Source organism: Pseudomonas sp. HLG18, from assembly GCF_051903985.1.
Classification (GTDB): Bacteria; Pseudomonadota; Gammaproteobacteria; order Pseudomonadales; family Pseudomonadaceae; genus Aquipseudomonas; species Aquipseudomonas fluorescens_BT.
The window spans coordinates 1,945,603-1,958,426 of sequence record NZ_CP195831.1 but is presented as its reverse complement, the minus strand read 5'-3'; the positions used below and the strand labels follow the sequence as shown (position 1 = coordinate 1,958,426).

The following is a 12,824-nucleotide window of genomic DNA, read 5'->3' as shown; positions in this document are numbered from 1 at the left end:
CTCATGAGTCAGCCCGCAACCAAAGTCCTTGTCATTGGTTACGTCTGGCCGGAACCCCGTTCCTCCGCTGCGAGCGGGCATGTGATGCAGATTCTCGAAACGTTCCTGCAGCAAGGCTGGCAAATCACCTTTGCCAGCCCGGCCGGCACCGGTGAACATCGCGCCGACCTCAGCGCGCTGGGCATCCGCGAAGTCCCGATTGAGCTGAACAACAGCAGTTTCGACGTTTTCATCAGCGAATTGGCACCGGATATCGTGCTATTTGACCAGTTCATGATCGAAGAACAGTTCGGCTGGCGCGTGGAAAAACACTGTCCCGACGCCTTGCGTGTTCTGGAGACCTCAGACCTGCAAAGCCTGCGACATGCCCGACACCAGCGATTGAAAGATCGGTTGAAACTCAGCGATGACACCAACGATTTCCAACAATTGTTCGCCCCCGCGCTCGCCGAAGAATTTGAACTGATGGCCGAGACGGATCTGGCCAGGCGCGAGATCGCCGCGCTGTATCGTTGTGATCTGAACCTGATGATTTCACAAGTGGAAATTGAGTTGCTGGTGCAGCAGTTCAAATTGCCGCCCCAGCTGATGCATTGGTGCCCCTTGATGGTCGAGCCGCCGAGCACGCCAGCGAAACCCTTTGAGGATCGCGCGCACTTCCTCAGCATCGGCAATTTCCGCCACGCTCCGAACTGGGATGCCGTCCTGTGGCTGAAATCGACAGTCTGGCCGCTGATTCGCAAGCAACTTCCGAAAGCGCAATTGCATATCTACGGTGCGTATACGCCGCCGAAGGCGACAGCCCTGCACAATGCGGCCGAGGGTTTCCACATCATGAATTGGGCAGAGGATGCATTGCAGGTCATGTCCGATGCCCGGGTTTGCCTGGCACCGCTGCGTTTCGGCGCAGGCATCAAGGGCAAGCTGGTCGATGCAATGCTCTGCGCAACCCCGAGTGTCACCACGCCGGTCGGAGCCGAAGGGATGCAGGCGGATCATCCCTGGCCGGGCGCTGTCACCGGCACGGCCCAAACATTCGCCGAAGCGGCGGTCCGGCTGTATAACGACCGGGACCTCTGGCAAACCGCACAGGCGCAGGGCCAAGCCCTGCTGGTCGACCGATACCTGCAAACGGTTCACGGGCCCGCACTTATCGAGAAAATAAAGTATTGCCGCGAAAATCTGTCGCAACTCAGAAGGAACAACTTCACCGGCAGCATGTTGCGCCACCATTCACACAAGAGCACCCAATATATGGCTCAGTGGATTGAAGCCAAGAACCAGAACAGATAACTTGGCTGGACAACTATACAAACAATACCCAACAACTTGCATTACTCCCTGCATGGCCAACTAACAAGTTAGGCATTATAAATATCCTGCACGTACGGCCTTGACTGTTTTATCGGGCCGAACTTTATAAAAACTTATGCAGGATGCACTGATGAGCACTAATAACTGGATGGGCTCGACACCCGCCATTGATACACTGTCGATATTCGAACTGACATTGCCCGGCACCCACAATGCCGGCAGTGACTGGCGCGCCTCGTATCCGTTCTTCGGCCCTCCGCGCCACTGGCTCGTCTGCCAGCATGACTCCTTTCTTGCCCAGCTCAATCACGGTTCCAGGGCGCTGGATATTCGTCTGACCCATAACGGCGGCGGCAAAGGTCCGGAAAAATTCGTCGCCCACCATAACGGCTTCCAAAACTCTCGAACCCTGGCGAACCTGATCGCCGACGTCAATAAGTTCCTGGACAACAACCCGGATGAGTTCATTATTCTGGACTTTCACAGTCTGGACGGCGCCGACTTCGATTACGACGACTTCAATAAGATCATGATCCATTACCTGGGCCATCGTCTTGTCCCACGCAACAATTTCTATTTGAGCCTGCGTGAACTCAAGCAAGTCAGTGCGCAACAACGTGTGTTCGCGGCTGCCACGTCACATTGGCAACTGGACTACAAAATATTCCACACTTTCATCAATCACCGATGGTCGGGAAACAACATTACCAGTCCCGATGATTTGAGGCAGTACATTGGCAGCGTCCTGCAAAACTCGACAGACAACAGACGTCTCTGGTCGCTGTCCGCCACCAGTTACACCGCGTTTGGTGGCCCGGTCGACATTCATGACGAATTGAACGAGTGGTTCGATCTGGATAAAAGCGACTGGGCACTGAAGTGCAACATCATCAACGTCGACTTCATGGAAGAGTCGGACCTGGTGGAGTTCTGCCGAATTGCCAGCTTGATGAAGGCCCGACAGCGCGCGCTTTGAGCCGCACTGAAAACTGGCGTAACCCACGCGCAAAGAGGCATGATCGCCGGGCGATAACAAGAAAAGCGCCTTGCCATGACCCGAACCGCCCGCGTGACTGACCCCTCCTACGAACTGATGGATGACCACAACGGGTTGTCCATCATCTATCGCCAGCACGGTTTCCCCTGCCCGCTGGTGCGCTGGCATTTTCACAAGGAATACGAGCTGCACCTGATCGTCGCCAGTTCCGGCAAAGTGTTCATCGGCGACTACATCGGCAATTTCTACCCGCAGACGCTGTTCCTGACCGGCCCCAATCTGCCGCACAACTGGATCAGCCAGGTGGCCGAAGACGAAGTCGTCGAGAAACGCGACATGCTGGTCAACTTCACCGATGAGTTGTTCGAAAGCGGTCATCAGGTGTTCGCTGAACTCAAGACCCTGGCACCACTGCTTGAGCGTGCGCAATACGGCATCGAGTTCCGCTCACCGCAGACGATTAGCCAGGCCATGACCCTGATGCAACGCATCGCCGATTCCAACGGCATCACCCGTCTCGGGCACTTTTTCATCCTGATGGAATTGCTCGCTGCCTGCGACGACTACCAACTGCTGTCCGGCGCAACCACCCCGCAACTGGCCGATGAGCACAACATCGACCGCACCAACCGCGCAGTCGATTACATCTTCGCCCACTACGCTCGCGAACTGCCGCTGGAGGAAGTCGCCGAGCATCTGGGCATGAAACCCACCTATTTCAGCCGCGTGTTCAAGCAGGCCACCGGGCGCAATTTCATCGAGTTCGTCAATCGCCTGCGCATCAGCAAATCCTGCGAGCTACTGGCGGATGGTGACAAACCGGTGACCGAAGTGTGTTTCGAGTCGGGCTTCAACAATATTTCCAATTTCAACCGGCGCTTTCAGCAGCTCAAAGGCATGACGCCTTCGCATTATCGGCGGCTGGTGGTGCAACGCCTGACCGAGCAAAACCACGGCTGATCGCCGAAAACCTGTACGGATTCATGGCTGTCGCCCTTCTGAAACGCCCTTACCTGCGCTTATCGCGCCAATCCAGAGTGCAAAAAAGTATCGATTCAAGTGCTAGGGATGATTTGTCAGCCCTGCGTTAGAAGGCTGTAATCAGTGCACATTCTTCCCCCGCCGGAAGAACACAAAAACAATAACTGTCCTTCTGCTCCCGCCGGGTGCAGAAAAGGAGTGCACGATGCAACCCACTGCAAAAGCTCTGCTTGCCCTCACCTGCATGACCCTCAGCAGCGTCAGCCTTGGCGCCCAGACCCTGACCATCGCCACCGTCAACAACAGCGACATGATCCGCATGCAAAAGCTCTCGAAGACCTTCGAGACCGAGCATCCGGACATCAAGCTGAACTGGGTGGTGCTGGAAGAAAACGTCCTGCGTCAGCGGCTGACCACCGACATCGCCACCCAGGGTGGCCAGTTCGACGTGCTGACCATCGGCATGTACGAAGCCGCACTCTGGGGCGCCAAGGGCTGGCTGGAGCCAATGAAGGATCTGCCGGCCAGTTATGCCCTCGACGATGTGTTCCCGTCGGTGCGTGAAGGGCTGTCGGTCAAGGGTTCGCTGTACGCGCTGCCGTTCTACGCCGAAAGCTCCATCACCTATTACCGCACCGACCTGTTCAAGGACGCTGGCCTGACCATGCCGGAGCGTCCGACCTGGGAGCAGATCGCAGGCTTCGCCGAAAAACTCACCCTCAAGGACAAGGAACAATACGGCATCTGCCTGCGCGGCAAGGCCGGTTGGGGCGAGAACATGGCGCTGATCACCACCGTGGCCAACGCCTACGGCGCGCGCTGGTTCGATGAGCAGTGGAAACCGGAATTCAATGGCCCGGAATGGAAGAACGCGCTGAATTTCTACGTCGACACCATGAAGAAATCCGGCCCGCCGGGAGCCTCCAGCAACGGCTTCAACGAAAACCTGGCGCTGTTCAACAGCGGCAAGTGCGCGATCTGGGTCGATGCCAGCGTCGCCGGCTCGTTCGTCACCGACAAGACCCAGAGCAAGGTCGCCGATCATGTCGGCTTCACCTTTGCGCCGCATCAGGTCACCGACAAAGGCTCGGCGTGGCTGTATTCGTGGGCGCTGGCGATTCCGACCAGCTCCAAGGCCAAAGATGCTGCCAAAGCATTCAGCGCCTGGGCCACGTCCAAGGAATACGGCGAACTGGTTGCCAAGACCGACGGCATCGCCAACGTACCGCCGGGCACTCGCGCCTCGACCTACAGCGACGCCTATATGAGCGCCGCACCGTTTGCCAAGGTCACGCTGGAATCGCTGAAAGCCGCTGACCCGAGCAAACCGACCCTCAAACCGGTGCCTTACATCGGCATTCAACTGGTGACCATTCCTGAATTCCAGGGTGTCGGTACCCAGGTTGGCAAGCTGTTCTCCGCCGCATTGATCGGCCAGACCACCGTCGATCAGGCGCTGACCGCCGCGCAACAAACCACCGAACGCGAGATGAAGCGCGCGGGTTATCCGAAGTAATCCTGCGCATTTCCATGTGGGAGCGAGCCTGCTCGCGATAGCGGTAATCCGGTCTCAATAAATGTGGCGGATGGACCACCCTCATCGCGAGCAGGCTCGCTCCCACAGTGGATCGAGTCTGCCTTTTAAAACGGTTGTGATCACCATGAATACTTCAACTGCCAAAGCCCACATCGACCTGTCGCAGCCCCGGCGCAAAAACCGCGTGGCCAATCCCGGCTGGTTTCTGGTCAGCCCTTCGGTGGCCCTGTTGCTGCTGTGGATGATCGTGCCGCTGGGCATGACCGTCTATTTCTCGATGATCCGCTACAACCTGCTCGACCCGGGCATCAACGAATTTGTCGGGCTGGATAACTTCACCTACTTTCTCACCGATTCCGGGTTCCTGCCCGGAGCCACCAACACCTTGCTGCTGGTGGGCAGCGTGCTGCTGATCAGCGTGGTGTTCGGTGTGTTGATCAGCGCATTGCTGGAGGCCAGCGAATTCTTCGGCCGCGGCATCGTGCGGGTGATGCTGATTTCGCCGTTCTTCATCATGCCCACGGTCGGTGCGCTGATCTGGAAAAACCTGATCTTCCATCCGGTGTCCGGGATCCTGGCCTACATCTGGAAACTGTTCGGCGCGCAGCCGGTGGACTGGCTGGCCCACTACCCGCTGCTGTCGATCATCATCATTGTCTCGTGGCAATGGCTGCCCTTCGCGATCCTGATCCTGATGACCGCCATGCAGTCCCTCGACCAGGAACAGAAAGAAGCCGCCCGCCTCGACGGTGCCGGCCCGATCGCGATCTTCTGGCACCTGACCCTGCCGCATCTGGCGCGGCCGATTGCCGTAGTCGTGATGATTGAAACCATCTTCCTGCTGTCGGTGTTCGCCGAAATCTTCACCACCACCAACGGCGGCCCCGGCTACGCCTCGACCAACCTCGCCTACCTGATCTACAACCAGGCGCTGGTGCAGTTCGACGTCGGCATGGCCTCGGCCGGCGGCCTGATCGCCGTGGTCATCGCCAACATCGCCGCGATCATTCTGGTGCGGATGATCGGCAAAAACCTGACTGACAAAGCCTGAGGCCTGCCATGACTCTTCAACAATCCCGCCGGCTGCAAAGCCTGCTGCTCGGCACGCTGGCCTGGGCAATCGCGATCATCATTTTCTTCCCGATCTTCTGGATGGTGCTGACCAGTTTCAAGACCGAAATCGACGCCTTCGCCACGCCGCCGCAGTTCATCTTCACGCCGACACTGGAGAACTACCTGCACATCAATGAGCGCAGCGACTACTTCAGTTTCGCCTGGAACTCGGTGGTGATTTCCTTCAGCGCCACGGCTCTGTGCCTGCTGATTGCGGTGCCGGCGGCCTACTCGATGGCGTTCTACGAAACCCAGCGCACCAAAGGCACGCTGCTGTGGATGCTCTCCACCAAGATGCTGCCGCCGGTGGGCGTGCTGATGCCGATCTACCTGCTGGCCAAGAGTTTCGGCCTGCTCGACACGCGCATCGCGCTGATCGTGATCTACACGCTGATCAACCTGCCGATCGTGGTCTGGATGGTTTACACCTACTTCAAGGACATCCCCAAAGACATCCTCGAAGCCGCCCGCCTCGACGGCGCCACCCTCGCCCAGGAAATGCTCCGCGTGCTGCTGCCGATCGCCAAGGGCGGCCTGGCGTCGACCGTGCTGCTGTCGCTGATCCTGTGCTGGAACGAGGCGTTCTGGTCGCTGAACCTGACCTCGTCCAAAGCCGCGCCGCTGACCGCGTTGATCGCCTCCTACTCGAGCCCCGAAGGCTTGTTCTGGGCCAAGTTGTCGGCCGTCTCGACGCTGGCTTGCGCGCCGATTCTGATCTTCGGCTGGATCAGCCAGAAACAACTGGTGCGCGGCCTGTCGTTCGGCGCCGTCAAATAAGAATTCGCAAAAGGAGCGCCACCATGGCCAACCTGAAAATCAAGAATCTGCAAAAGGGCTTCGAAGGTTTTTCCATCATCAAGGGCATCGACCTTGAGGTGAACGACAAGGAATTCGTGGTGTTCGTCGGTCCGTCGGGCTGCGGCAAATCGACCCTGCTGCGACTGATCGCCGGCCTTGAAGAAGTCAGCGGCGGCACTATCGAGCTGGACGGGCGTGACATCACCGAAGTCAGCCCGGCCAAACGCGATCTGGCGATGGTGTTCCAGACCTACGCGCTGTACCCGCACATGACCGTGAAGAAAAACATGTCGTTCGCCCTCGACCTGGCCGGCGTACCGAAAGCCGAAGTCGAGAAGAAAGTCGGCGAAGCGGCGCGCATTCTCGAACTGGGCCCGATGCTGGAACGCAAGCCGAAGCAACTGTCCGGCGGCCAGCGTCAGCGCGTGGCCATCGGCCGGGCGATTGTGCGCAACCCGAAAATCTTCCTGTTCGACGAGCCGCTGTCCAACCTCGACGCCGCCCTGCGGGTGCAAATGCGCCTGGAACTGCTGCGCCTGCACAAGGACCTCAAAGCAACCATGATCTACGTGACCCACGATCAGGTCGAAGCCATGACCATGGCCGACAAGGTCGTGGTGCTCAATGGCGGCAAGATCGAACAGGTCGGCTCGCCGCTGGAGTTGTATCACCACCCCGCCAACCTGTTCGTCGCCGGGTTCCTCGGCACGCCGAAAATGGGCTTCCTCAAGGGCAAGATCGCCCGGCTCGATGGTGCAAGCTGCGAAGTCTCGCTGGACGCCGGCACGCGCATCATCCTGCCGTTCAACGCGTCGAACCTGAGCGTCGGCAGCGCCGTGACCCTGGGCATTCGTCCGGAACATCTGGAACTGGCGCAACCGGGCGACTGCACCCTGCAAGTCACCGCCGACGTCAGCGAGCGCCTGGGCAGCGACACCTTCTGCCACGTCAAGACCAACGCCGGCGAAGCCCTGACCATGCGCGTACGCGGTGACCTGGCGAGCCGCTACGGCGAACAACTGAACCTGCACCTGGACGCCGCCCATTGCCATCTGTTCGATGCCGACGGCGTGGCGCTGACCCGCCCGTTGCGCGCAGCCGCCTGATTTCGAGACTGACCCGATGAAACTGAACAAGCAAAACCTCAACCGCCTCGCCGCCGAAGTGAAACTGCCGGCCTACAGCCTCAGCGACACCCGCCAGGGCATTGCACACATTGGCGTCGGTGGTTTCCATCGCGCGCATCAGGCGTATTACACCGATGCGCTGATGAACACCGGCGAAGCACTGGACTGGGCGATCTGCGGCGTCGGCCTGCGCGCCGAAGACCGCCGCGCCCGGGACGACCTCAAGGAACAGGATTACCTGTTCACCCTGTTCGAACTGGGCGACAGCGACGACACCGAAGTCCGCGTCATCGGTGCGATCCGCGACATGCTGCTGGCCGAGGACAGCGCCCAGGTGCTGATCGACAAACTCGCCGACCCGCAGATCCGCATCGTTTCGCTGACCATCACCGAGGGCGGTTATTGCATCGATGACAGCAACGGCGAGTTCATGGCGCACCTGCCGCAGATTCAGCACGACCTGACGAACCCGCAACAGCCGAAAACCGTGTTCGGTTTCCTCTGCGCGGCACTGGCCAAGCGGCGGGCGGCGGGTATTCCGGCGTTTACCGTGATGTCCTGCGATAACCTGCCGCACAACGGCGCCGTCACCCGCAAGGCGCTGCTGGCGTTTACCGCGCTGCTGGATCCGGACTTGCGTGACTGGATTGACGCCAACGTCAGTTTCCCCAACGCCATGGTCGACCGCATCACCCCAATGACCAGCACCGCGCATCGCCTGCAACTGGCGGACAAACACGCCGTCGACGACGCCTGGCCTGTTGTGTGCGAACCGTTCGTGCAATGGGTACTGGAAGACAAGTTCGTCAACGGCCGCCCGGCCTGGGAAAAGGTCGGCGTGCAGTTCACCGACGATGTTTCGCCTTACGAAGAGATGAAGATCAAACTACTCAACGGCAGCCATCTGGCGCTGACGTATCTGGGCTTTTTGAAAGGTTACCGCTTCGTCCACGAGACCATGAACGACCCACTGTTCGTGCGCTACATGCGTGCCTACATGGACCTGGACGTGACGCCGCAACTGGCGCCGGTGCCGGGCATCGACCTGACCGAGTACAAAGACACGCTGGTGGCGCGGTTCTCCAATCAGGCGATTGCTGATCAGCTGGAACGGGTGTGTTCGGATGGTTCTTCGAAGTTTCCCAAGTTCACCATTCCGACGATCAATCGGTTGATTGCCGATGGGCGCGAAACCAAACGCGCAGCGTTGGTGGTGGCGGCCTGGGCGCTTTACTTGAAGGGCGTGGATGAGAATGGTGACACATATTCGATTCCGGATCCTCGGGCGGCGTTTTGTCAGGCGTTGGTGGCGGAGGATGCTTTGATCACTGAGCGGTTGTTGGGGGTTGAAGAAATCTTCGGTACGGTGATACCGCGCTCGAAGGAGTTTGTGGCGGCGTTTGAGTGGTGCCTGAACAGCTTGCGCGAAGAAGGCGTGACGCGGACTCTCGAGCGTATTCTGACCTGAAAAGCCCCTCACCCCAGCCCTCTCCCAGAGGGAGAGGGAGCCGGCCGAGGTGTTTATCCGAGGTACATCGACCTGAAAGTCCGGAATCGAACTCAGGAATTGAAAAGCACCGAGATCTGCTCCCTTCCCCTTAGGGAGAGGGAACTGACCGAGGTGCTCTTTCGAGATACATCGACCTGAACGTTTTGAGTCGAACTCAGGAATTGAAAGGCTCCACAATCTGCTCCCTTTCCCCCTCTCCCCTCTGGGGAGAGGGTTGGGGTGAGGGGTGGCTTTAGAAGTCGCCAAAAAACCAACAGGTTCACACCATGCACAACCAACAGCTCTTCCTCGGCATCGACTGCGGCACCCAAGGCACCAAAGCCATCATCCTCGACGCTGTCAGCGGTCAGGTTCTTGGCCAGGGCGCCGCCGCCCACACGATGATCAGCGGCGCCAACGGCCGTCGCGAACAAGACACCCACCAGTGGCTGGAAGCCTTCGCCCTCGCCACCCGCCGCGCCTTGCTGGTGGCGAATGTCGACGGTCAGGCGATTCTCGGCATCGGTGTTTCCGGCCAGCAACACGGGCTGGTGCTGCTCGACGATCAAGGTCAGGTCCTGCGCCCGGCCAAGCTCTGGTGCGACACCGAAACCACGGCTGAAAACGACCGTCTGCTGGCTCATTTGGGCGGCGAAAACGGTTCGCTGGAACGCCTCGGCGTGGTCATCGCGCCGGGCTACACCGTGTCGAAACTGTTGTGGACCAAGGAACAGCATCCAGACGCGTTTTCCCGAATCGCACGGATTCTGCTGCCCCACGACTACCTTAACTTCTGGCTCACCGGCCGTGCGTGCAGCGAATACGGCGATGCATCCGGCACCGGCTATTTCAACGTGCGCACCCGCCAATGGGATTTGCAGCTGCTGCGCGACATCGATGCCAGCGGTCGTCTGCAATCCGCGCTGCCGGAGCTGATCGACGCCCATCAAGCGGTCGGCACGATTCTGCCCGCAATCGCCGAACAGCTGGGCATCAACCCGAACGCGGTGGTGTCCAGCGGTGGCGGCGACAATATGATGGGCGCCATCGGTACCGGCAATATTCAGCCGGGCGCGATCACCATGAGCCTCGGCTCTTCCGGCACGGTGTACGCCTACGCTGAAGCGCCGAAGGTCAGCCCGGATGCGTCGGTCGCGACGTTTTGTTCGTCGAGCGGCGGCTGGCTGCCGTTGATCTGCACCATGAACCTGACCAACGCCACCGGGGCGATCCGCGAACTGTTCGATCTTGACCTTGATACCTTCAACGCCTTGGTGGCTCAGGCGCCGATTGGCGCTGAAGGCGTGAGCATGCTGCCGTTCCTCAACGGCGAACGCGTGCCTCCCCTGCCCCACGCCACCGGCAGCCTGCACGGCCTGACGATCGATAACCTGACCCGGGCCAATCTGTGCCGCGCTGCGGTTGAGGGCACCACCTTCGGCTTGCGTTATGGACTGGATCTGCTGCGCCAGAATGGTTTACAAAGCCGCAGCATTTGCCTGATCGGCGGTGGCTCGAAAAGTGCGGTGTGGCGGCAGATCGTCGCCGACATCATGAACACCCCAGTGATCTGCACCGAGCAGAGCGAAGCCGCCGCCCTCGGCGCGGCGATTCAGGCGGCGTGGTGCAAGTCGTGGTCGAACGGCCACGAAGACACCCTGGCCGACCTGTGCGAGCGCTGCGTGAAGCTCGACCTGAACAGTGAAACCCTGCCGGTTGCCGCGAATGTCGCGGCCTTCCAGCAGGCCTATGAACGCTATCGACTGCATGTCGCAACCTTATAAAGAGCAAACAACTATGTACCTGGTGTGTGGCGAAGCGCTGTTCGATTTCTTCAGCGAAGACGATGCCGGCGGGCAGGCATCGAAAGTCAATTTCAAGGCCATTGCCGGTGGCTCGCCGTTCAACGTGGCGGTGGGTTTGCGCCGTTTGGGTGTGGACTCGGCGCTGTTCGCCGGGTTGTCCACCGACTACCTCGGCCGACGTTTGCATCAAGTCCTGCAGGATGAAGGCGTCCGTCCGGATTACCTGGTGGATTTCGCCGCGCCGACCACCCTGGCGATGGTCGCGGTGGGCGCCAATGGCTCGCCCCATTACAGCTTCCGTGGCGAAGGTTGCGCCGACCGGCAGTTGAGTCAGGCACATCTGCCGACGCTGGGCCCGCAAGTGCGCGGCCTGCACTTCGGTTCCTTCTCGCTGGTGGTGCAACCGGTGGCCGATACCCTGCTCGCGCTGATTCAGCGTGAAAGCGGCAAACGCCTGATCAGCCTCGACCCGAACGTGCGCCTCAACCCCGAGCCGAACATCGACCTGTGGCGCGAGCGGATCGCCACGCTGGTGCAACTGGCGGATCTGATCAAGGTCAGCGACGAGGACTTGAGCCTGTTGTATCCCGAGCAGGATCCGCAACGCGTCATCGAAGGCTGGCTGCAGCATCGCTGTCAGGTGGTTTTCCTGACCCGTGGCGGTGAAGGCGCGACCGTGTTCAGCCGTGCTCATGGTTCATGGTCGGTGCCGGCCTCTTCAGTGAAGATCGCCGATACCGTCGGCGCGGGGGATACTTTCCAGGCCGCGTTGATCACCTGGCTGACCGAGCATGAGCTGGATTCGGTGGAGGGTGTTCAGCACCTCGGTCGCGAACAAATCGACGCCATGCTCAGGTTTGCCGTACGGGCCGCCGCCCTTACATGCAGCAAAACAGGTCCGGATTTGCCTTATCGCCACCAGTTGACCTGACCGCGTAGACTGGCGCCCTTTTTTGCACGACGGGATGACGGCTTTTGAATTCGGGGCGCACGGTTGGACTGTTGGTACTGGCGACACTGTTGAGCGGTTGCGGAACATCGCCGCCGCGTTCGCCGGAAAACCTCTGCGAGATTTTTCGGGAAAAGAGTGATTGGTACGACGCGGCGCAAGTCACGCAAAAGCGCTGGGGCGTGCCGATCCAGGTGCCGTTCGCGATCATGTATCAGGAGTCCGGCTACCGCTACGACGCCAAGACGCCGCGCAAATACCTGCTGTGGGTGATCCCGTGGGGCCGCGTCACGACAGCGTCGGGCTATGCGCAGGCCAAGGATGAAGTCTGGTCCGACTACCAGAAAAGCACCGGCCGCCACGGCGCCGATCGCGAAGACTTCGACGACGCCATCGACTTCGTCGGCTGGTACATGGACAAGACCACTTCGATCAACGGCGTGTACAAGTACGACGCCTACAACCAGTACCTCAACTACCACGAAGGCTGGGGCGGTTTTCGCCAGAAGACTTATGCCAGCAAAGCGTGGCTGCCGCCGGTGGCGCGCAAGGTGCAGAACCGCTCGGACATGTACGGCCAGCAATACGCGGCGTGCAAGGATGATCTGAATCGCGGGTTCTGGAGCCGGTTCTGGCATTGGCTCTGACCCTCGGCGCCCATTAGGACGCCATCGCTGGCAAGCCAGCTCCCACAGGGATCTACGGTTACCACAA

General features: G+C 59.8%; 11 protein-coding genes. All 11 read left to right on the top strand.

The features are described 5' to 3' along the window. The first annotated feature begins 3 nt into the window (after positions 1-3). The 11 genes from ACSPX5_RS09040 (at position 4) to ACSPX5_RS08990 (ending at position 12,757) form a co-directional block, all read left to right on the top strand. Entirely contained in the window at positions 4-1,293 is a 1,290-nt protein-coding gene (locus tag ACSPX5_RS09040; protein WP_169430346.1) for a glycosyltransferase family 4 protein, read from the top strand. A 151-nt stretch (positions 1,294-1,444) separates the two neighbouring features. After that, a complete protein-coding gene (locus ACSPX5_RS09035; RefSeq protein WP_169430345.1) occupies positions 1,445-2,290 on the top strand; it encodes a phospholipase in 846 nt (281 codons plus the stop codon). A gap of 75 nt (positions 2,291-2,365) precedes the next feature. After that, on the top strand, positions 2,366-3,271 hold the full coding sequence (locus tag ACSPX5_RS09030) for an AraC family transcriptional regulator (RefSeq protein ID WP_169430344.1): 906 nt from the start codon (positions 2,366-2,368) through the stop codon (positions 3,269-3,271). Between the two features lie 226 nt (positions 3,272-3,497). Next, the gene (locus ACSPX5_RS09025; RefSeq protein ID WP_439821495.1) at positions 3,498-4,808 is read left to right on the top strand and encodes an ABC transporter substrate-binding protein; all 1,311 of its coding nucleotides are present in this window, start codon (positions 3,498-3,500) and stop codon (positions 4,806-4,808) included. A gap of 145 nt (positions 4,809-4,953) precedes the next feature. Continuing rightward, entirely contained in the window at positions 4,954-5,880 is a 927-nt protein-coding gene (locus ACSPX5_RS09020) for a carbohydrate ABC transporter permease (RefSeq protein ID WP_207864344.1), read from the top strand. Between the two features lie 8 nt (positions 5,881-5,888). Continuing rightward, on the top strand, positions 5,889-6,719 hold the full coding sequence (locus ACSPX5_RS09015; protein WP_007957423.1) for a carbohydrate ABC transporter permease: 831 nt from the start codon (positions 5,889-5,891) through the stop codon (positions 6,717-6,719). 23 nt (positions 6,720-6,742) lie between these two features. Then, a complete protein-coding gene (locus ACSPX5_RS09010; RefSeq protein WP_169430341.1) occupies positions 6,743-7,846 on the top strand; it encodes an ABC transporter ATP-binding protein in 1,104 nt (367 codons plus the stop codon). A gap of 16 nt (positions 7,847-7,862) precedes the next feature. Then, entirely contained in the window at positions 7,863-9,335 is a 1,473-nt protein-coding gene (locus ACSPX5_RS09005) for a mannitol dehydrogenase family protein (protein WP_439821494.1), read from the top strand. Positions 9,336-9,643: 308 nt separating this feature from the next. Continuing rightward, on the top strand, positions 9,644-11,140 hold the full coding sequence (gene xylB, locus ACSPX5_RS09000) for a xylulokinase (RefSeq protein WP_439821493.1): 1,497 nt from the start codon (positions 9,644-9,646) through the stop codon (positions 11,138-11,140). 13 nt (positions 11,141-11,153) lie between these two features. After that, complete coding sequence (locus tag ACSPX5_RS08995; RefSeq protein WP_439821492.1) at positions 11,154-12,092, top strand: carbohydrate kinase family protein; 939 nt, start codon at positions 11,154-11,156, stop codon at positions 12,090-12,092. A gap of 44 nt (positions 12,093-12,136) precedes the next feature. Further along, a complete protein-coding gene (locus ACSPX5_RS08990) occupies positions 12,137-12,757 on the top strand; it encodes a hypothetical protein (protein ID WP_169430337.1) in 621 nt (206 codons plus the stop codon). Positions 12,758-12,824 lie beyond the last annotated feature (67 nt).